This window comes from Paenibacillus uliginis N3/975, from assembly GCF_900177425.1.
GTDB classification, from domain to species: Bacteria; Bacillota; Bacilli; order Paenibacillales; family Paenibacillaceae; genus Paenibacillus_AQ; species Paenibacillus_AQ uliginis.
The window spans coordinates 4,760,554-4,780,830 of record NZ_LT840184.1 but is presented as its reverse complement, the minus strand read 5'-3'; the positions used below and the strand labels follow the sequence as shown (position 1 = coordinate 4,780,830).

At 47.3% G+C, this 20,277-nt stretch carries 18 protein-coding genes; 12 read left to right on the top strand and 6 right to left on the bottom strand.

Features of this window, described 5'->3' with window-relative positions; all coding sequences use genetic code 11:
* Positions 1–75: 75 nt before the first annotated feature.
* The 3 genes from B9N86_RS22510 to B9N86_RS22500 are packed head-to-tail and all read right to left on the bottom strand — an operon-like array spanning position 76 to position 2,406.
* Positions 76–1,461, bottom strand: a complete 1,386-nt coding sequence (locus B9N86_RS22510) for a nucleoside recognition domain-containing protein (protein WP_208915356.1) — start codon at positions 1,459–1,461, stop codon at positions 76–78.
* The gene (locus B9N86_RS22505; RefSeq protein ID WP_208915355.1) at positions 1,412–2,158 is read right to left on the bottom strand and encodes a FeoB small GTPase domain-containing protein; all 747 of its coding nucleotides are present in this window, start codon (positions 2,156–2,158) and stop codon (positions 1,412–1,414) included. The genes B9N86_RS22510 and B9N86_RS22505 overlap by 50 nt, the downstream gene beginning before the upstream one ends.
* Positions 2,155–2,406: a FeoA family protein gene (locus B9N86_RS22500; RefSeq protein ID WP_208915354.1), complete on the bottom strand. Its 252-nt coding sequence runs from the start codon at positions 2,404–2,406 to the stop codon at positions 2,155–2,157. The genes B9N86_RS22505 and B9N86_RS22500 overlap by 4 nt, the downstream gene beginning before the upstream one ends.
* Before the next feature lie 227 nt (positions 2,407–2,633).
* Between B9N86_RS22500 and B9N86_RS22495 the strand changes: the two genes are divergently transcribed.
* From B9N86_RS22495 to B9N86_RS22485, 3 genes are all read left to right on the top strand, one after another.
* Positions 2,634–3,689: a flavin-containing monooxygenase gene (locus B9N86_RS22495; protein WP_208920639.1), complete on the top strand. Its 1,056-nt coding sequence runs from the start codon at positions 2,634–2,636 to the stop codon at positions 3,687–3,689.
* Between the two features lie 2 nt (positions 3,690–3,691).
* Positions 3,692–3,997, top strand: coding sequence for an ArsR/SmtB family transcription factor (locus B9N86_RS22490; protein ID WP_208915353.1), 306 nt, complete (start codon positions 3,692–3,694; stop codon positions 3,995–3,997).
* 347 nt (positions 3,998–4,344) lie between these two features.
* Positions 4,345–6,060: a proline--tRNA ligase gene (locus B9N86_RS22485; protein ID WP_208915352.1), complete on the top strand. Its 1,716-nt coding sequence runs from the start codon at positions 4,345–4,347 to the stop codon at positions 6,058–6,060.
* A 168-nt stretch (positions 6,061–6,228) separates the two neighbouring features.
* Here the strand turns inward: B9N86_RS22485 and B9N86_RS22480 are convergent, their stop codons facing one another.
* Both B9N86_RS22480 and B9N86_RS22475 read right to left on the bottom strand, forming a co-directional pair.
* Positions 6,229–7,239: a phosphotransferase gene (locus B9N86_RS22480; protein ID WP_208915351.1), complete on the bottom strand. Its 1,011-nt coding sequence runs from the start codon at positions 7,237–7,239 to the stop codon at positions 6,229–6,231.
* A gap of 255 nt (positions 7,240–7,494) precedes the next feature.
* Positions 7,495–8,121 carry an FMN-dependent NADH-azoreductase gene (locus tag B9N86_RS22475; protein WP_208915350.1) on the bottom strand — a complete coding sequence of 209 codons (627 nt, stop codon included), beginning with the start codon at positions 8,119–8,121 and terminating at the stop codon, positions 7,495–7,497.
* 222 nt (positions 8,122–8,343) lie between these two features.
* Here B9N86_RS22475 and B9N86_RS22470 point away from each other — a divergent pair, with 222 nt between their 5' ends.
* From B9N86_RS22470 to B9N86_RS22430, 9 genes are all read left to right on the top strand, one after another.
* Positions 8,344–9,093 carry a class I SAM-dependent methyltransferase gene (locus tag B9N86_RS22470; RefSeq protein ID WP_208915349.1) on the top strand — a complete coding sequence of 250 codons (750 nt, stop codon included), beginning with the start codon at positions 8,344–8,346 and terminating at the stop codon, positions 9,091–9,093.
* Between the two features lie 11 nt (positions 9,094–9,104).
* Positions 9,105–10,115 carry an MBL fold metallo-hydrolase gene (locus tag B9N86_RS22465; RefSeq protein ID WP_244562800.1) on the top strand — a complete coding sequence of 337 codons (1,011 nt, stop codon included), beginning with the start codon at positions 9,105–9,107 and terminating at the stop codon, positions 10,113–10,115.
* 365 nt (positions 10,116–10,480) lie between these two features.
* Positions 10,481–11,656, top strand: a complete 1,176-nt coding sequence (locus B9N86_RS22460; RefSeq protein WP_208915347.1) for a glucose-1-phosphate adenylyltransferase — start codon at positions 10,481–10,483, stop codon at positions 11,654–11,656.
* Between the two features lie 21 nt (positions 11,657–11,677).
* Positions 11,678–12,781 carry a glucose-1-phosphate adenylyltransferase subunit GlgD gene (gene glgD, locus B9N86_RS22455; RefSeq protein WP_208915346.1) on the top strand — a complete coding sequence of 368 codons (1,104 nt, stop codon included), beginning with the start codon at positions 11,678–11,680 and terminating at the stop codon, positions 12,779–12,781.
* Positions 12,782–12,807: 26 nt separating this feature from the next.
* Entirely contained in the window at positions 12,808–15,249 is a 2,442-nt protein-coding gene (locus tag B9N86_RS22450; RefSeq protein WP_208915345.1) for a glycogen/starch/alpha-glucan phosphorylase, read from the top strand.
* Between the two features lie 323 nt (positions 15,250–15,572).
* The gene (locus tag B9N86_RS22445; RefSeq protein ID WP_208915344.1) at positions 15,573–16,475 is read left to right on the top strand and encodes a helix-turn-helix transcriptional regulator; all 903 of its coding nucleotides are present in this window, start codon (positions 15,573–15,575) and stop codon (positions 16,473–16,475) included.
* 31 nt (positions 16,476–16,506) lie between these two features.
* Entirely contained in the window at positions 16,507–17,133 is a 627-nt protein-coding gene (locus B9N86_RS22440) for a hypothetical protein (RefSeq protein WP_208915343.1), read from the top strand.
* Between the two features lie 177 nt (positions 17,134–17,310).
* Positions 17,311–18,339: a Gfo/Idh/MocA family protein gene (locus B9N86_RS22435; RefSeq protein WP_208915342.1), complete on the top strand. Its 1,029-nt coding sequence runs from the start codon at positions 17,311–17,313 to the stop codon at positions 18,337–18,339.
* Positions 18,340–18,517: 178 nt separating this feature from the next.
* Entirely contained in the window at positions 18,518–19,576 is a 1,059-nt protein-coding gene (locus tag B9N86_RS22430) for a LacI family DNA-binding transcriptional regulator (RefSeq protein ID WP_208915341.1), read from the top strand.
* A 65-nt stretch (positions 19,577–19,641) separates the two neighbouring features.
* Here the strand turns inward: B9N86_RS22430 and B9N86_RS22425 are convergent, their stop codons facing one another.
* The gene (locus tag B9N86_RS22425) at positions 19,642–20,199 is read right to left on the bottom strand and encodes a phosphatidylglycerophosphatase A family protein (RefSeq protein WP_208915340.1); all 558 of its coding nucleotides are present in this window, start codon (positions 20,197–20,199) and stop codon (positions 19,642–19,644) included.
* Positions 20,200–20,277: the final 78 nt, after the last annotated feature.

Genomic DNA, 20,277 nt, shown 5'->3' with positions numbered 1-20,277 from the left:
CGAGCTATGTAATCAAAAAAAGCAACTGGACATCCGAATTAACGGGTATCTGGTTGCTTTTTGATTTGACAAACTTTACACCCAGCCCAAGGCCCGAACGACCTGAGCCACGGTGAAGGTCACGCCGATAGCAATGGCAGTCGGAATCGCAAAGGACAGAAATGTCCACTTTTTGCTCTTGGTTTCCTTATAGATGTTAACAAGGGTTGTTCCGCAAGGGTAGTGAAGAAGCGAGAACAGCATCATGTTCAGTGCCGTCAGCCACGTCCAGCCTTGATCCAGGAAAATTTGCTTCAGCGCAAACATATCCTCAACTTCGGTCAACGAACCGGTAGCGAGATAACCCATGAGCAGGATTGGTAGAACGATCTCATTGGCCGGCATCCCGATAATGAAAGCCATCAGGATAAAGCCGTCCAGCCCGAGCGCCTGGGCGAACGGGTCCAGGAAGCCGACAAAATGCAGCAGGATGCTAGTGTCACCTATATAGATATTGGCCAGTATCCAGGTCAAGACGCCTGCTGGCGCCGCCACGATCACGGCTCTCCGGAGAACATACACCGTTTTGTCCAGTGTAGAACGAAGGATCGTGTTCAAGATTTTAGGTTTCCGATAAGGCGGAAGCTCCAGCGTGTAGTGGGAAGGCACACCTTTTAATGCGGTTTTGGACAGTACCCACGATACGGTTAACGTGACAACAATGCCGATCAACACCATCCCCATGACAACAGAAGCGGTAACGAGTGTCTGGGTTCCACCGGAAAAGCCTGCGGCCATAAACAGAGAAGCAAGTAGTATCAATGTCGGCCAGCGTCCGTTGCACGGAACGAAGTTATTGGTCAGAATCGCTAGCATACGTTCCCGGGGAGATTCGATAATCCGGGTAGACATGATGGCTGCGGCATTACAGCCGAATCCCATTGCCATCGTCAGGGACTGCTTACCGTGGGCGCCGCTTTTCTTAAATAACCGGTCCAGGTTGAAGGCAACTCTGGGCAAATACCCGTAGTTTTCAAGAAGGGCAAACGCCGGGAAGAAGATCGCCATAGGAGGAAGCATGACGCTTACCACCCATGCGGTACCCCTGAAAAGTCCGAGAATGAGTACACCGTGGAGCCATGCCGGCGCATTCACAGCCTCGAAACCGAGCGTCAAATATCCTTCCACCCATCCGAAAAAGCTGGCAAGCATAGAGGATGGCACGTTAGCGCCCGCAATTGTCAGATAGAACAAAATGCCGAGCAGTCCGAGCATAATGGGAAAGCCCCACACTTTGGAGGTGAAGATACGGTCCAGCCGCTCTGAACGATACAGGCGGTCTTTGTCAGTCACCGTAACAGCTTCATTACAAAGTTCCCTGGATTTTTTGAATAAATCTCCGACAATCGTCTCACGGACACCATCAATTTGGTCAGCAGGAATGGTGGCTGTTAGAGCTTCTAAGCGTTTTAGCTGCTCCATAGTTTACACCCCCTTTGTCTTGAGCGGAGATCCTGTCCTGAAGTGTAGAAATTAGTTTCTTATCGCCGTCCAGAAATCGAATCGCGAGCCACCGGGTTGGAAAGTCATTCCCTACGATATCTGTGATTTCGCTCTCTAATCTGGCGATATTACTTTCAAGCTGTTCGTTGTATTTCATTCGGTAAGGAGTCGTCTGGATTTCGCCCAAGCACATTCTGAGTAAATGGTCTGACAATACATCCAATCCTTCGTTGTTTCTTGCCGAGATAGGGATAACCGGAACGCCGAGTTTTTTGGAAAGCTTCCCGGCATGGATCTTAATCCCTTTTTTCTTCGCTTCATCCATTAAATTTAAACAGATGATCACGCGATCGGTCATTTCAAGCACCTGAAGGGCCAGATTGAGGCTTCTTTCCAGTGCGGTAGAATCAAGTACAAGTAGCGTGACATCAGGCTTCTCAAATACGATGAAATCACGCGCTACTTCCTCATCCGAGGAGTTGGAGAATAAGGAATAAGTTCCGGGCAGATCCACAAACTCGAACCGAACGTCTTTAAATTCATAATAACCGCTTGCTAGACTAACCGTTTTTCCTGACCAGTTGCCGGTATGCTGCTTTAGCCCTGTCAGAGCATTGAATAACGTACTTTTTCCAGTATTGGGATTTCCCGCTAGGGCGATGGTAAAAGATCTCATGATGTTATCACCTCACCGTATATTAACTGGCTCTCCTCTTTCCGTAATGCAATGACTGTGCCTGCCACTCTATATGAGGTGGGATCTCCCAAAGGGCTTGCTCTGAGCACTTCGATGACCGAATCCTGTACGAATCCAAGATCCAGAAGTCGTCGCTTCAGTTCACCCTGGATATCCACCTTTTTCACCAGAAACCGCTGTCCGAGCGCTGCCTGGTGCAGATTTTGATAATTATTTGTCTCGTCCATAAAGTTTAACCTCTCCCTATTTAATTGGGCCGAGCTTAGATTGTTTCCTGAATGCAACTTTAGGCTTATATTATGCTCATCCCGACATAATGTCAACGGAGAGACCGACATTTTTTCATCTAAAAAAGAGAAACGCTTCAATTTTCATATAATTTTCGTTTACGTCCGTTCAAAAACGTGTTATATCTATATATGAGCAATTATTCATATGAATTGTGGTGATGATTATGGTATGGGACACGGTAGTTATTGGCGCAGGACAGGCGGGTTTGGCTGCAGGATATTGGTTAAGCCGCAGTCGTGCGAAGAATAATAATTTTTTGATATTGGATCGCAGTATGGGAGCAGGTGAAGTATGGCAGGGACGATATGAATCGCTAAGATTGTTTACGCCAAGGTCTCACAATGCACTTCCAGGGTTTCCATTAGAAGGGGAGTCAGACGGATTTCCAGACAAGAACGAGATGTCTTTATATTTGCAAAAATATGCAGTGCATTTTAGGCTTCCTATTCAATTCGGAACAGATGTCACCTCTGTACGCAAAGAACGAGGTATTTTTATAATAGACAGCAGCCAAGGTCAGTACCAGGCCAAGAAGCTGGTCATTGCGACAGGTCCGTTTCAGCAGCCGAACGTTCCTACGTATTCTCAGAAGGTATCAGATAATGTTCTCCAGATGCATTCTTCCTCCTATAGACATCCGTCACAGCTTCAGGAAGGGGATGTACTCGTCGTTGGGGGAGGCAACAGCGGTGCTCAAATTGCGGTAGAGCTTTCAGAGGGACGGAAAACCTACCTGGCGCTTGGTCAGCAGCCGAAATATTTGCCGCTTAAGATCGGAACCAAGAGTATTTTTTGGTGGTTGGACACTCTAGGTATATTAAAGGCAGCATCTTCGTCCTGGATCGGAAGGCGGCTACGGAGAAAAGGTGATCCGATTTTCGGATATGAATTGAAAGAAGCGGTCAGGTGCGGTAAAGTGATCTTAAAAAAGAGAACCGTGGATGTGAGTGGCTCAGGGGTCCTTTTTCAGGATGGCTCGGAGCTGGCGGTTCGTAACATTATTTGGGCTACGGGGTTTAAATCCCGCTACAGCTGGCTGCATATCGAAGGAGCTCTGGACAGTGATGGACAGGTTCTCCATTCCCGTGGAGTCAGTCCGGTAGATCATCTATATTTCGTCGGGTTACCGTGGCAAACCCACAGAGGTTCAGCTCTGCTTGCAGGGGTCGGACGTGATGCCCGCATAATCGTGGAAGCTATGAATGAAAAGAGGGAATGATCATGGAAAAAGAGATGCACGAACTTTTGCAGGAGGAACAAGCACTTGAAGCCTCCCGCCTACTTAAAGCGATATCCGATCCTACCCGGATCCGGATTCTTCATTTATTATCTCAGGAGGAGTGTCCTGTCGGTCATATTGCCGAGGTGCTTGGAATGAGCCAGTCTGCGGTATCACATCAACTGAGCCATTTGCGCAGCTTACGACTGGTGAAATATCGGCGTGACGGAAACACGTATTATTATACGTATCAGGATGATCATGTCATTGGTATATTGCGGCAGGTGTTGGAGCATATCTCGTGCTAGGAATACACTGTGATAACGGTACTATTGACATTTCGACCTTTCGGATGTAACGTATGGAAAAATGAATTCCGTGAACAACCTTGATCAAGGACATAAGTCCGCAGATACGGCGTAACAGAGAGGAGGCCCTTGGCTGAAAGGCTTTCATGTACGACTGCGTTCTTCCTCCCTTGTAGTTGCTGCGCTGCCATGCAGCGGAGCCGGTACGGCCCGTTACCGCCGTCAAGAGGATCTTCCCCCTGAACAAACGGTGGAAGATTGAAACAGGGTGGTACCACGAGCACATTCGTCCCTTATGACGGATGTGCTTTTTTGTGTTTTCACGAAAGAAGAGGAGGATGAAAGCCATGCGGCAAAGTCAATTATTTATGTCTACCTTACGCGAAGTGCCGGCTGAAGCAGAGGCGCTCAGTCATCATCAGCTGCTCCGGGGAGGATATATCCGCCAGACGGCTTCCGGGATCTATACCTATCTGCCGCTCGGATGGCGTGTTCTTCGTAAAATCGAAGGCATTATCCGTCAGGAGATGGATGCATCCGGTGCGCAGGAGCTTCATATGCCAGCAGTTCAACCTGCTGAGCTGTGGAAGGAGTCCGGCAGATATGAAGTTTACGGACCTGAACTTATACGGCTTCATGACCGTCATGAAAGGGAATTTGTGCTTGGGCCTACACATGAAGAGGTTATTACATCACTGGTACGCCAAGAGATCTCCTCATACCGCAGACTGCCGGTCAATCTGTATCAGATTCAGACGAAGTTCCGAGATGAAAGACGTCCCCGTTTCGGACTGCTGCGTGGTCGGGAGTTCTTGATGAAGGACGCTTATTCCTTTGACCGTGACTGGGAGGGGCTGGATGTTTCTTACCGGAATATGTACAACGCATATGAGCGGATCTTTAGGCGGTTCGGTCTGAACTTCCGGGCAGTAGAAGCTGACGCAGGGGCAATTGGCGGACAAGGCGAGACTCATGAATTTATGGCCTTGGCTGAAATCGGGGAAGACACCATCGTATCTTGCAGCTCGTGTCAGTATGCGGCCAACCTGGAACAGGCGCAGATGGCAACCGTTATGCAGGGAAAGAGCACTCAAGCAGGCGAAGGTACTACTGAGCTACCAGCGATGGAAACCGTACGAACTCCCGATGTGAAGAGTATTCAAGATTTGGTACAGTTTTTGCAAGTGAGCCCTGATCAGCTAATTAAAACGCTGCTGTACAAGACCGATGACAAGCTGGTTGCAGTGCTGGTACGCGGAGACCGTGAAGTAAACGAGGTCAAAGTGAAGTCTTATACCTCTTCAGAGACAATTGAACTGGCGGAAGCTGAGGAGGTACGGCTCGCAACCGGCGCTCCGGTCGGTTTTGCCGGACCTGTAGGACTCTCGCTGCAGCTGCTGGTGGATAATGAGGTTGCTTCCATGCTGGAAGGGATCACCGGAGCGAACGAGGCTGATATGCATCTGTTACACGTCCGCCCCGGAGTCGACTTTTCGCTGGAGTTTACCGGAGATTTCCGGAATGCTGCCGAAGGTGACAGCTGTCCCCGCTGCGGTGAGCCGCTGTTGTTCCACCGGGGAATTGAGCTCGGACATGTATTCAAGCTAGGAACCAAATACAGTGACTCCTTGGGCGCGTCATATGTCGATGTCGATGGTCGGGAGAAGCCGGTCATTATGGGTTGTTACGGCATTGGCGTATCTCGTGTCATGGCCGCCATCGCTGAGCAGAGCATTACAGACGAACGGCTGGTATGGCCAATGTCCGTGGCTCCCTTCCAGGCTCATGTTATTCCGGTAGCTGTAAAGGATGAAGTTCAGATGGCATTGGCGGAAGAAATTTACCGTGAGCTGACAAGCGCAGGCATTGAGACGCTGCTGGATGACCGGGACGATCGGGCCGGGGTGAAATTTAAGGACGCCGATCTGGTAGGGGCTCCATCCCGCATTATTGTTGGCCGCGGAGCTGCATCGGGCGAGGTGGAATTTATCGGTTCGGACGGCGAGAAAGTGAACCTGCCTGTAGTGGAGGCAGTCCGGCGTATCCGAGAAGCTAAACTTTAATAATAGATGTAAGTAAATGCAAAAAACCACCGTTACAGGTGGCAACTGATCAAGACTTTATGAGGTCAGACAATTATTGCTGATTGACAAAACCGGCTTCCGTGACAACGGTAGCCGGTTTGATTTTGAACAATCGTTTCCGAGATTTGAGCGAGGAACGATAAGATATTACCTTGCATATAGCCTAAGATATTCGGGGTAAGCACGAAGATGTATTTCTTTAGCCCGTTTCTGTGTCATTTCTTTCACGTCTGGTATATTCTCTGCCTCAACATAATCTGCAAGCACATCAATCACGTCATCAAGTAGTTTGGCTCTGAAATAAAACTCAATCCGTTCTAATATTTCATTGCCAGCTAAACCAATAACTTGATCTTTCCAAAATGGCCAATCTTTTGAGTTATACAGCGGCCAAAGCAGCACGGAATAATCCATTGCAGCATCTCCACTTACAGCTAAGTCATCCCAGTCGATAATCCAAAAATCATGGTTATCATTTACTAAGAGATTTTGCCAGTTCAAATCATTATGTACTACGTCAGTCGCTTTTTTCTGAAAAGAAGGGTTCTTATTTGCAATCTGTCTTAATGTCTCAACTTCAGAATCGAACCAATCCAATGAATCTTTTGACACGAAGTTAAGCAAATGTTTTTCAGATCTAATGACTTGCAAGTCTTCTTCGAATCGAGTGATGTACTCCTCAATAAATGCCTCGGAATAAGAATGGCCTTCACCTAAACCTTTAGTTTCACTTGCGATCATCGTTTTGATCTCATTATCCGTATGTAATTGGTTTAGTGCTTTCAGGACCTTTTCAATCACTGGTATTGGATTGGAGATGGAACTTAGCGGGTTTCCCTCGATAAAATCAAACACCAAACCGTAAGAAAACCCGGGTATAATTTCTTGTGTTACTTCTTCAATTAGCCGCGGGGCTTTATAATTGTTTGTCAGATGTTCACTTATGACGGCCCATTGTTTAAGATGGGGGGCTCTTTGTTCTGGGGCGAGTTTTACATGTCGAATCGTTTCTCCATCAGATATGCGATAGGACTGATTGACAAATCCCCCCGGATTCCAAATATACTTGGCTTCGATCTTCGAGTCATTTAACCCTAATGAATATGAGTTTGCTTCGGCCCACTTCTTCACCTGTTGTTCAGCGAGTTGTAGATCCATTCTCTATCACCTTCCCTTGGTTAATGAATTTCTATACTTAACCTTACAATCCTTTTCTTAAAACAACAGATCTTATTAAATTTTACTGTCCGTTAGCGGAGCGAATGACAGCCTTGTGAAAACTCCGAACCATCGTCTTGTGCTAAAAGAAAAGGAGTAGGTAATAACGTTGGGATACGTTATTATCTACTCCTAATTATAGTGTGCTTAACATAAGTCGCTTTGGTGGTTTTGGTTTAAAATGCTTCGCTTTGCTTAAAACCGTTGAGCGAGGTTTTTTGCTTCTTCCGCCCCATTGAAGTAAATATCTTCCGCTTTATTTGGATCAACGGAAAGCTCCTCGATAAGCAAGTGCTGGAAGTTCTGGACGCCCATGAAGTTCATGATGGTCTTCAGGTATTTTTGCGAGAATTCCATTTCAGCCCCCGGTCCATCGGAGTAATGTCCGCCGCGTGCTTCCACAAGCAAAACCGGTTTATCCGGAACGAGTCCGATTGGACCTGTCTCGGTATACTTGAATGTTTTTCCTGCGACACAGATCGTATCAATATAAGCCTTCATCATAGGCGGGAAGCTGAGATTCCAGAATGGCGTTGAGAAGACGACCTTATCTGCTGCGAGAAATTGATCGGTCAGCTCGTTCATGCGTTTAACCTTGTCCTGCTCCTGTGGAGTCAATTCGCTTTGGACTTCGAATTTACCCCAGGCGCTGAATACGTCCACATCAAGGAACGGGATGTCTGAACGGTAAAGATCAAGCGTTATGATTTCATCCTCAGGATGATTACTTTGATATGCATCCAAGAAGGTTTGGGCAAGACGGGTGGAGTAAGAGGCCTCGTCTACTTTTGGATTAACTTTAACGTACAATAATTGTGCCATGATTAGGCAGCTCCTTTCCGTACCAAATACTTAAAATTTGTAGAATGTGATCGTAGTATAGCAAATCTTGGAGAGCATACCTGTGATTAACCTCATAAGGTGTAGAATGAACGCCGTAGCCTTGCGAAATACCGTAAAGACGGTACAATGATCTGTAATAAACAATCTCAAATGTATACATATATTAGGAGGAAATAGAGATAAACAGGGGGAACGGAACCGATGACGGAGTGGTATGAAGAAAGTTTTGGAGAGGACTACCTGTTGGTATATAAGCACCGGGACGCTCAAGGAGCTGCTCATGAGGTGCAGAAAATGGCTTCGTGGCTGCGCCTGCCGGCAGGAGCGAAAGTACTGGATTTATGCTGCGGAATGGGTCGCCATTCCCTTGCCTTATCGGAAGCGGGCTATCACGTGACGGGCATCGATCTTTCTGATGTGCTGCTTCGGGAAGCCAGACAGCTGGATCAGGACAAAGCGGTTACCTGGATTGCTTCCGATATGCGTCACCTGCCGGTGGAAGATAACGAGTTTGACGCTGTACTCAACCTGTTCACCTCGTTTGGTTATTTTACTAGGGATGAGGAACATATCAAGGTGCTGCAGCAGATTTATCGTGTCCTAAAGCCGGACGGACAATTTATTATCGATTTTCTGAATCCTGCCTATGTGGAGCAGAACCTTGTACCGGAGTCTTCTCGGGAATTCGAGGGTCAGCGGATTGATGAGAGACGAAAGATAGAGAACGGCTACGTCAAAAAGGAGATTACAATCACGGATCTAAGTGGCGGAGAAACGCGTCATTATAACGAACGTGTAAAGCTTTATACATATGATGCATTCAAGTCGATGGTAGAAGAGGTAGGCTTGTACATCGAACAGGTTCATGGAAGCTATGATGATGAAAAATATGATCCCGAAACGTCTCCACGGATGATATTTTTCGGTCGGCGTCCTGCGGAGCAGCGCTGATGGGGCATGAAATGAGCGAGCGAAGACCGGCAATTTCACATTTCGATGATGATGGGCTTGTACAAGTCAAGATCACATTGGCGTCACCGCTACGTTGGGTTAACAGTTATCTATTGCGGGGTGAGGAGGGGATTACGCTAATCGATCCTGGTCCCCGAACGAAAATCTCTGAGCAGGAATGGAATGATGCTTTGACATCGCTCGGGATCAGACCGGAGGATATTTCTTCTATCGTACTCACCCACCATCATCCAGATCATTACGGGCTCGCAGGCTGGTTCCAGGAGCACACCGGAGCTAAGGTATGGATGTCGGAGCGTGCCCACCAAGAGGCTGGACTGATGTGGGGAGGAGGCTCCCGTGCATCCAGCATGAATGAAAAGATGCCTGCGTTCTTTGCTCTTCATGGTATGCCGGAAACATGGCTCAGGCAAATGCCTGAGCACCTAAACAGCTTTATCGCACAAGTATCTCCACAACCTCAAGTATCTTATATAAGCGAAGATATGCCGATGCGCATGGGGAACCGTGTATGGCTTCCGTTTCAGACCGCTGGCCATGCACCAGGGCATCTGTCCTTCTATCACCCGGACAGCGGCGTCATGATCTGCGGTGATGCCGTATTGCCGCAGATCTCTCCTAACGTCAGCCTCGTACCCGGAAGCGACGCCGAGCCGCTGCGGCAGTTCCTGGAGGGGCTACGCCGCCTCCGGGAACTGCATGTCCGGGCTGCGTATCCCGGACACCGCCACCCGTTCACGCATTACCGTGAACGGATTGACGCGCTCCTCCTCCACCACGAGGAGCGCCTAACGGCCATCGCCGGCATGCTGTCCGCTGCCGACAGCCTTACCGCCTTCGAGGTCTGCATAGCCCTCTTCGGCGATAAGCTCGGCATTCACCAGATGCGCTTCGCTATGTGCGAAGCGCTGGCTCATCTCGCCGAGCTTGCCCGCCAGGGCCGGGCGGAGCAAAGGGCGACGGAAGCGGGAGTTTACCGGTTTGCAGCAGCAGACAGATAACTTCCGGAGCCTTTCCCGCCTTACCATTCACAAAACCTTCTTTTCATCTATGAATGAAAACACTTCTTCTCTCATATTCCTGTTTAAACACAGGCTCATCCGCGAAGCGGCCGGGCCTGTTGAACAGGCACACCCACCTATACATCGTACGAACTATTATTTTCATAATGATGCAACTTACCCACTCTCTTCCTTTTCGGATTCCTAAGCAAGTTCCCGTTTAATTATGAGTAGGGGGACTGTCCGTATGGTCCGGGGCTGTATAGCACATGCAACCTGAACTGGCAGAAGCCCACCACTCATGCTGCGTATTCGTGTCTTCAGGACTTAACTAGATCCTTAATATGAATAAAGGAGAATCAGCCATGAAGAGAAAAGAAGTAGTGGCCATGCTGCTTGCGGGCGGACAGGGTAAACGTCTAAAAGGGTTGACGAAGACGCTGGCGAAGCCTGCGGTTTATTTTGGAGGTACATACCGGATCATTGATTTTCCGCTGAGCAACTGTTCTAATTCAGGCATCGATACGGTTGGTGTGCTGACACAGTATGAACCGCTTGTGTTGCATTCGTATATAGGTGTCGGGAGTGACTGGGACATGGATCGGCGTAGCGGAGGTGTGTACGTGCTGCCGCCTTACGAGAGAGAAGACGGAACAAGCTGGTACCGGGGAACAGCTGATGCGATTTACCGTAACCTGAAATTTATTGAACAATATGATCCGGAGCACGTGTTGATCCTGTCTGGCGACCATATTTACAAGATGGATTATGAGCGTATGCTGAACTACCACAAGGAGAAAAATGCAGACTGTACCATTTCGGTCATCGACGTGACCTTGGAGGAAGCTACACGTTTCGGGATTCTGAATACAGATGATGATCTACGTATCTATGAGTTTGAGGAAAAACCGGCTAAACCTAGGAGCACCTTGGCGTCCATGGGAGTATACCTGTTTAAATGGGATATGCTGAAAAAATATTTATTGCAAAATGTTGACAACCCGGATACAAGCCACGACTTTGGCAAAGATATCATTCCGCTTATGCTGGCTGAGGGTAAGACGCTTTATGCTTATCCATTTCAAGGTTATTGGAAGGATGTAGGTACCATAGCCAGTCTGTGGGAGGCCAATATGGATCTGTTGTCGGAGCTTTCGGAGCTGAATCTGAATGATCCTGCTTGGCGGATTTATACACGTAACCCCAATCAGCCTGCCGAGTACATCGCTCCTGGGGCGAAAGTGCGGAACTGTATGATCAATGAGGGATGTTCCGTATACGGAGAAGTGAATCATTCTGTTCTTTTTTATGGTGTTGAAGTAGGGGAAGGCAGTGTGGTGACGGATTCCGTGATCATGCCGCAGGTAAGAATCGGCCGCAATGTGCGTATCCACCGCGCGATTATTACTGAGAATATGGTGATTGAAGACGGTACAGTGATTGGCGAAGACCGGGAAGACGACAGTGAAATATTATTGATCACGAATGATGATGAAACTGCACCGAAGATTAAGGTAGCAACTCCAACCCCTACTATTTAATAAAAAAGGACGGTGTGTTTCATGAAGCAACTCATGGGTGTCATTAATTTGGATCATGAACTTGATCAATTAAATGAGCTGACGTATTTTCGGTGCGGCGCAGCTGTACCTTTTGCCGGACGGTACCGGTTGATCGACTTTGTCATGTCCAATATGATGCATGCCGGTGTGTTGGATATCGCGCTGTTTGTCCGGCGCAAATACCGGTCGTTAATGGACCATCTTGGCGAGGGGCGTCCGTGGGATCTAGACCGTAAGAGGGGCGGACTGTTCATCCTACCTCCCGATTGGAATGATCCGTCGGATGTGTCCACAGGTGAACTTCAGCATATTCATAACAATCAGGACTTTTTCGAACGCGGCTCGGCCAAATATGTGGTGTATTCCGGAAGCCAGCATTTAAGCAATGTTGATTTCTGTGATGCCCATGAATATCATCTGGGGCAGGGGGCGGACGTCACTCTTATTTACACTAAGGTTGATCAGCTTCTGCCGGAGCACCAGTCCTGTACCCGTGTAGATGTGGATGAAAGCGGACGGGTGACAGACATCCATCGTGAAGGAGATCACTCCAACGTCTATATGGAAATGTTCATTATGGAGAAGGAACTGTTTCTAAAACTCGTCAAACAGTGCATCGCCCATGGGGAAAGCCATTTTTTCAGAGATGCCATTCAGAAAAACCGGAATAAACTAAAAATTACCGGATACGAGTACAAAGGATATCATGCGGTCATCAACTCGCTCGAGAGCTATTACCGCAATAGCTTGGATCTGCTTAAACCAGAGAAATACAACTCATTGTTCCGTGAACAGGCGGTTCACACGAAGATCAAATATGAGGTACCAGCCAAATATCTCAAGACAGCGGATGTTAGCAATTCCCTGGTGGCGAACGGCTGCCAGATCGGCGGAGCTGTCGAGAACAGCATATTGTTCCGCGGTGTACAGGTGAAAGAAGGGGCCCGGATTCATAACTCCATCATTATGCAAAAATGTATCATTGAAGAGAATGTGGTGCTTGAAAACGTAATTCTGGACAAAGACGTGATCATTTCTAGGGGGCGCAAGCTTCAAGGCGATGTGAGAAAACCTTTTGTTGTTGCTAAAGACACTGCGATCTAAACTTAAGCGTCAGGAGGAAGCTTCTTTTGTTTAACAACAAGGAATTATTCAAAATTGCGTTCAAAGAACAGCTGGTTAGTCGTTTGGGAAAAAATATTGAAGAAGCTTCGGCAGGCGATATATACAAAATTCTCGGTGCGCTCATTCGTGAATCTATCGGCCGTGAGTGGGCAGAGACCAATCAGGCTTATAAAGTACAGGAGGAGAAGCAGGTATATTACTTCTCGATGGAGTTTCTGATCGGTCGGCTTCTGGGCAACAATCTGCTAAACCTTGGATTGCTTGAGACGGCCCGGGACGGACTGCTCGATCTGGGCTGGAGTCTGGAGGAAATTGAGGAACAGGAGCCGGATGCTGGTCTTGGGAACGGAGGATTAGGGCGCCTGGCAGCATGTTTCCTCGATTCTCTTGCTTCCTTGCAGTACGCAGGTCACGGCTGTGGAATCCGGTATAAGTACGGCCTGTTCGAGCAAAAAATTATCGACGGTCATCAGGTTGAGCTTCCGGATAATTGGCTGCAGAAGAGTAATGTTTGGGAAGAGCGCCGTGCGGATAAAAGAGTCGAGGTTCGTTTTTGGGGCCAGGTTGAGGTACGGGAAGACAACGGCCGGACCGTTTTTGATACGGTTAACTACGAGAAGGTTTGGGCTGTTCCGCATGATGTGCCAGTTATCGGCTACGAAGACCCTCATGTGAACACCCTTCGGCTGTGGAGTGCAGAATCGTCAATGGACCCTTCTAAAATGCAGATCGAGGGCCATAATAGCTATTATAGGTTTTTAGACTATTATCGTTCGGTGGAATCGATCTCCGAATTTTTGTACCCGGATGACTCGGGCTACGAGGGCAAACTGCTCCGCTTGAAACAGCAGTACTTTCTGTGCTCGGCTGGACTCCAAAGTGTACTTCGGACGTTCGATAAATTAGAACTTCCATATAGTGAACTGCCGGATAAGGTCGCTGTCCACATCAACGATACGCATCCTACACTGGTCATTCCGGAGCTGATGCGTATTCTGATTGATGAGAAGGGGTACGGATGGGATGATGCTTGGGATATTACAAACCGGACGGTTTCTTACACGAATCATACGTTGCTTAGCGAAGCGCTGGAGAAGTGGCCTGCCAATATGGTGCGTGAACTTCTGCCGCGTGTGTATATGATCATCGAAGAGATTAACAAACGTTTCTGCGGCATGCTGCTTGAACGTTTTCCGGACCGTCAGGATCTGGTATCCCAAGTTGCAATCATCGAGAGTGATCAAGTGAAAATGGCCCATCTGGCCATTGTTGGCAGCTACAGTGTAAACGGAGTAGCCGGACTGCATACGGAGCTGCTGAAGCGAAATGTTATGAAGCCGTTTTACGAACTGTTTCCAGAACGCTTTAACAACAAGACGAACGGAATTACTCATCGCCGCTGGCTGATGCATGCCAATTCGGAGCTCAGTCATTTGATTAGTGAAAGCATCGGCACAGGCTGGATCAAGCGTCCGCACCAGTTGCTAAAGTTGGAGTCATTCAAAGACGATTCGGCATTCCAGGAACAAATCATGAGTATCAAGCGTAGCAACAAGCTGCGGCTTGCTGCGTATATCGCTCAGAAGCAGGGGATAACGATTGATCCGGATTCTATTTTCGATGTTCAGGTGAAACGGCTTCACGGATACAAAAGACAGTTGATGAACATTTTGCACGTCATGCACTTATACAATGAAATCAAGGATACTCCGTCAGCAGACCGTGTACCGAGGACTTTTATATTCGGTGCTAAGGCGGCACCAGGTTACTATCTGGCGAAGAGCATTATCAAGCTTATTAATGTGGTCGCAGATGTTGTGAACAAAGATCTGCAAGTAAACGGCAAGCTGAAGGTGTTGTTTTTGGAAAACTATTCGGTGTCGTTAGCAGAGAAGATCATCCCCGCCGCCAATCTGAGTGAGCAAATTTCCACGGCCGGTAAGGAGGCCTCAGGTACAGGTAACATGAAGTTCATGCTGAACGGTGCACTTACGATAGGAACACTGGACGGAGCGAACGTGGAAATGTACGAGATGCTCGGAGATGATAATATGTTCCTGTTCGGTTTACGGTCGGAAGAGGTGCTGGATTACTATAGATACGGTGGTTATCTGGCCAGAGATGTGTACGGGAAGGATCCTCGGATTAAACGTGTCATGGATCAATTGGTCTCTTCTGGTCCGTTCTGCTGTCACGAGCGGGAGTTCGGGCTCATATATCAGTCCATTTTGGACCATAACGACGAATTTTTTGTACTTCGTGATTTTAACAGCTATGCCGAAACGCAGGCGGGAATTGATCAGGCCTATCTTGACCCGCAGGCTTGGGCAACCAAATCCATTGTGAACATCGCCCACGCAGGACATTTCTCCAGCGACTGCACCATCAATCGATACGCATCGGATATTTGGGATATCCGTCCGGTTCGACCGTCGATCAATGTGTAATTTCTTAAATTATTCCTTTGGAAAGCTTTACCGCTGCCGTTTCTCCGGAATCGATTCGTCCTCTCTGCTAAACAAAATGAAGTTGTAGGAAAAGGTGTGCCATCTGTTTGAAACATTGAACAAGAGGAAGCAGGCTACCCAAGGATGAATCCTTGGGTAGCCTGCTTTTTTTGAAATATTTCTACTTCCTTATTTAAAAAATCTACTTGGGACACCCCCATATTTGCATTTACCGGAGACTCCAAGTATCGCAAAAAAGATCAAAAATGTAGGATTTTCCTTTGCTATACTGAATTTATCGACGGATCCGGAGGTAAGGTTGAATGCTTTATAACGAATATAAGGATATAGTTGACCGGTCAGTCAGCTATATTGAACAGCATCTTTTAGAGGATATTCGATTGGAAAATGTAGCGAATCATGCGGCAGTATCGATGTTTCATTTTCACCGTATTTTTCAGTCCATTGTTGGCATGAGTGTAACAGAATATATTAGGCAGCGAAGGCTGACCCACGCAGGCGGGGAATTGGCCCGTACGGATAAGAGGGTACTGGATATTGCCATCGAGTATAAATTCGGCACACAAGAGGCATTCACTCGGGCGTTTAAGAAGATGTTCGGCATGCCGCCAAAGCAGTACCGAAACTATTATTCATCTTTTATGACACCAAAGGAGGAGAAGGAAATGACCACAAAACTGCCCCAAGGCTGGATTAAAGGTGGAAGCCATCCCGAGGAATATGAGATGGGGGTAAACTCGGAGGTTGTGCATCAGGGAAAAACCTCAGGACGGGTTCATGCAGGTGAGGATGCTAATAAGGAAGGCTTTGGGACGATGATGCAGATATTCAAAGCCAATCATTATCTGGGCAAGCGTATCCGGTTTTCTGCTTTTGTAAAAACGGACAATGTGGCGGTAAGTGCAGGGCTGTGGATGCGGGTAGACGGACCAGAAAATGAAATGCTGCAGTTTGATAACATGCAGGATCGGCCCATTATAGGAACCAATGACTGGGAGCTGCATACCGTTGTCCTGGATGTTCCTGAACATAGCGCGGCTATTGCTTTTGGCGTGATGCTGATCGGCCCGGGAACGGTATGGATCGACCGGATCCGTCTTGAAGAAGTGGATCATAAGGTGCCTTCCAGTAATATGTTCGCTAATGAACCCGTAGAGGAATATAACCTGCCGGATGGTCCTGTAAATCTGGAGATGAATTCATAGACATACTTATAAGAATGGAAGAGGATATCATATGCTGCTTGAAGCGATAAAGATGATTGGTGAAATCATCAAGGAACTTTTTCAAGGAGGAATGCCTGTTGATCGGCTGTGGTGGCTGATTGCCGCTGTGATTTTGGCGGTGTGCCAAGAGCTTGCATCACTTTGGAAGAAGGGGAAGTTGAAGGCCTCGGAGATGATGACCTTTGAAGTGATAAAAGGAATTGGTTTTTCCATTCTGGCGGTAGGAGTTATTGTGGCAAAATTTCTGCTTATTCTAACCTTGCTGGGACAATGGCTGCCGGGATTGGGACTGCCGGAAGAGAAGCATGTCATAGTCTGGTATGCCGCTGTTTCCATCTGTATCACGGTGGTTATCCATCCGCTCATACATTGGTTTTTTCTTACGGAGCAAAAGCTTCTCCGTATCTCACTCCTTGTACTTCACACGCTGCTGATAACAGCAGTTCTTGGCTGGATTGCAGATTTACTCGAACCCGGTGGATTGATTTCTGTGCAGGGCCGATTGACGCTGGGTATGATCATGAGTGCGGTCATGCTGGTTCTGACCACTTTGGAACGGGAAATGGTTAAGAAGGAGAAGACGGATGCGAGTGCTCTGGGGATCGGGGAACACCGAATAGAGAGCGGATCGGGATAACGATCTCCATTTAAATCTTGGAAACTGAAGGTATAGACAGATATATGGAATGAAATTAAGATACGCTGCGGCTGTTACTTTCAAATCGACGAATGCTCTTGCTTTTTCAGGTTGAAGTTCATCTCCAACTCTTGTAAACTTTCAATTATTACGGGTAGGTGGGGGGACTGATTAAACGTGAAGAAGAAAAGAGTCGGCATTATTGGATGCGGTAACATTTTTCCAATGCATGCGGTGTCTGTCCAGCTGAGCGGGCTGGCAGAAGTCGTTGCTGTTTCAGATGTGAAAGAGGACCGCGCTAAAAATGCTGCTAAGAAATATAACTGTGACTACTATTTGGATTACAACCAAATGATCAAGGAAGCGGATCTCGATGTTGTGCATGTGTGCACTCCGCACTATTTGCATGCTCCTATGGTTATTGCTGCAGCGGAAGCAGGCAAGCATGTGCTCACAGAGAAACCGATGAGTATTACCGTCGAGGAAGCCCAGCAGATGATAAAGGCCTGTGAAGATAACAACGTGACCTTCGGCGTAATTTTCCAAAATCGCTGGAACCCTGGTTCACAGCTTATTAAAACCGAGCTTGAATCCGGACGACTGGGACGTATTCTTGGTGCGAGATGTTCAGTAACATGGAAGCGCTCTGATGAATATTACAGTAAGAGTGACTGGAAAGGGACTTGGGACAAAGAAGGCGGCGGTGTCATTATCGATCAGGCCATTCATACGTTGGACCAGATGAGATGGTTCATCAATGATGAGATCAAGTATGTTAGCGCTAATATTGAGAACCGCACACATGAGCTGATCGATGTGGAAGACAGTGCTGAAGGTGTGATTGCTTTTAACAATGGTGTTCTGGCTTCTTTCTATGCGATCAACTACCATAGCTATGATGCACCTGTGGAAGTTGAACTTCACTGTGAAAACGGATTCGCCCGCGTATACAGCGACAAAGGAACGGTTCTTTACAACAATGGAACGACGCTGTCGGCTGATAAAGACGAAAGCTTATCGATCGACTACGGTGAAGGTGTTAAGAACTACTGGGGCGTGAGCCACAGTAAACAGATTAAAGATTTCTACGAAGAACTTGAAAATGGCGTGAAGGTAACCGTAGACGGACACGAAGCTTTGAAAACACAAAAACTCGTGGCAGCCATTTATGAGTCAGGTAAGAGCAAGCAGCGTGTATATTTCTAATAGAATCGCTTAGCAGAACGAAGGCAGGTCCTCCATCAGGGTCTGTCTTTTTTATACTTGACTTATATTTCTCGCGGAAACGGTCGCCGTCTGTAAAGGACGGTAAAACCGTTTCTACTTGTATATGCTATAATAACTTTCAAATAACAAACTAGCTAATGAACGGGTGGAAAGAATCATGAGCAATAAAGTAACGATGCAGCATATTGCTGAGGCAGTCGGCGTTTCTAAATATGTCGTCTCCAAGTCTCTTTCCGGTAAAGAAGGGGTAAACGCGGCAACGCGGGAGAAGGTCCTGCAGGCAGCTGTTAAAATGGGATACCGCTTCAATCCCCGGACGGCAAGGACTGGAGAGGAAGAAGACAGCCAGACAGCTAGCGCTGCTCAGACGATTGTTGTTTTGCTTTCCAATACCCGCTATCAATTTAAAGACTCGCTCTATTGGGGGCGAATTGTCGATGGAATTATGCAGGAGCTCGAGTCAGTAGACATTAAAGGGGTTGTCATTACGGATCAGACAGCGGAGAGCTTCTTGTCTATTGTGAATAAGAGCAATATTCAAGGGTTTATCGGGGTTGGTGAGGTAGAAAGCCAGGTACTCCAGGAAATCAGTAGACTGCAGGTTCCTATCGTGCTTGTCGACTCTGGAAATCCGCTGGTCGAAGCCATCCGCTTGTTCTCTAACAACAGGGAATGTATCTATCAGTTGAGTCATCACCTGCTATCTATGGATCATCGCAAGATCCGGTTTGTAGGCAACATGGATTATTCACAAAGTTTTCTAAGCAGATGGAACGGCTTTAAGGACGCGATGGAAGAGTATGGATTGATTGTTGACCGTCAGGATCCTTTGTGCCATTTAAATGGAGAGAATCGGGTAGAGCATACCGAAGAAATTAAATCCATCCTGCTAGAATCCCGGAAAAATGATGATCTGCCTACTGCACTCGTATGCGCCAATGATTCGCTGGCAATCAGTGCTATAAGAGCCTTATCCGATCTGAAGCTTAAGGTTCCGAATGATATTTCCATTACCGGTTTTGACAATATCGAGGACGCTTACCATACCAATCCGGGTCTAACTACAGTGAATGTGGAGAAGGAAATTATGGGTAGAAGAGCTGTACAACTTATACTGCACAGTATAAAGTATCACGATTTCCCGAATGAAACAGTCTATATGGCAGCTTCCATTATTCATCGTGAGTCAATCTCCTCCATGAAGGATAAAGAGTAAATGGGCTGGTAGAGGTAGCGAAAAGAACCGGGTACCGATCCTAATGGACGGTACCCGGTTTTTCATTATAAATTATTGTCCTCTTCGGTTGTTCCGGTCGTTTCAAGCTCGCGTTCCTCTTGTTTACGGTGTGCGATTCGACTGCTGGCCGCAGCTGCGACAGCTCCAACAATATCGTCAAGGAAGGTGTGGATATTTCCGTCGGCTTTGTCATTCAACCGCTCCAATACTCCGGGCTTCAACTTGTCAATATAACCGTAGTTTGTAAATCCGATGCTGCCATATACATTGACGATGGAAAAGGCCAGAATTTCATCTACACCATAAAGTCCTTCGTCATTGGCTAACATATCCTGAAGCGGAGAGAGGAGCTTTCCTTCTTCCGCCAACATATCTAATTGGATGCCTGTCAGCACGGCGTTTTGTACCTCCCGTTTGCTGAGCACCGCTTCTACATTCTCAACACATTCTTCCATGGTCAGGTTCGGGTAGTATTTCTTTTGGAGGACCATTACCAGCTCTGCGATTTCTTGCATGGTAACTCCTCGTTCGTGGAGCAGATTGGTTGTCGCTTCTGCGACCTTCTTGCTGTTCAGGCTATAAGGTATTTTTGCGTCGGCCATGATCTCACCCCGTTATTGTAGTGGTTGTTATGGTTCTATATATCTGATTGTACTTTTTTCTTTGCCACTTTGTCCAGA

Bases quoted from the DNA above. Each gene is read 5' to 3' on its own strand.
- B9N86_RS22490 (WP_208915353.1), top strand. From the start codon at position 3,692: ATGGAAAAAGAGATGCACGAACTTTTGCAGGAGGAACAAGCACTTGAA.
- B9N86_RS22475 (WP_208915350.1), bottom strand. From the start codon at position 8,121: ATGGCACAATTATTGTACGTTAAAGTTAATCCAAAAGTAGACGAGGCC.
- B9N86_RS22430 (WP_208915341.1), top strand. From the start codon at position 18,518: ATGAGCAATAAAGTAACGATGCAGCATATTGCTGAGGCAGTCGGCGTT.
- B9N86_RS22510 (WP_208915356.1), bottom strand. From the start codon at position 1,461: ATGGAGCAGCTAAAACGCTTAGAAGCTCTAACAGCCACCATTCCTGCT.
- B9N86_RS22500 (WP_208915354.1), bottom strand. From the start codon at position 2,406: ATGGACGAGACAAATAATTATCAAAATCTGCACCAGGCAGCGCTCGGA.
- B9N86_RS22470 (WP_208915349.1), top strand. From the start codon at position 8,344: ATGACGGAGTGGTATGAAGAAAGTTTTGGAGAGGACTACCTGTTGGTA.
- glgD (WP_208915346.1), top strand. From the start codon at position 11,678: ATGAAGCAACTCATGGGTGTCATTAATTTGGATCATGAACTTGATCAA.
- B9N86_RS22495 (WP_208920639.1), top strand. From the start codon at position 2,634: ATGGTATGGGACACGGTAGTTATTGGCGCAGGACAGGCGGGTTTGGCT.
- B9N86_RS22480 (WP_208915351.1), bottom strand. From the start codon at position 7,239: ATGGATCTACAACTCGCTGAACAACAGGTGAAGAAGTGGGCCGAAGCA.
- B9N86_RS22485 (WP_208915352.1), top strand. From the start codon at position 4,345: ATGCGGCAAAGTCAATTATTTATGTCTACCTTACGCGAAGTGCCGGCT.
- B9N86_RS22440 (WP_208915343.1), top strand. From the start codon at position 16,507: ATGCTGCTTGAAGCGATAAAGATGATTGGTGAAATCATCAAGGAACTT.
- B9N86_RS22465 (WP_244562800.1), top strand. From the start codon at position 9,105: ATGAGCGAGCGAAGACCGGCAATTTCACATTTCGATGATGATGGGCTT.
- B9N86_RS22460 (WP_208915347.1), top strand. From the start codon at position 10,481: ATGAAGAGAAAAGAAGTAGTGGCCATGCTGCTTGCGGGCGGACAGGGT.
- B9N86_RS22425 (WP_208915340.1), bottom strand. From the start codon at position 20,199: ATGGCCGACGCAAAAATACCTTATAGCCTGAACAGCAAGAAGGTCGCA.
- B9N86_RS22505 (WP_208915355.1), bottom strand. From the start codon at position 2,158: ATGAGATCTTTTACCATCGCCCTAGCGGGAAATCCCAATACTGGAAAA.
- B9N86_RS22445 (WP_208915344.1), top strand. From the start codon at position 15,573: ATGCTTTATAACGAATATAAGGATATAGTTGACCGGTCAGTCAGCTAT.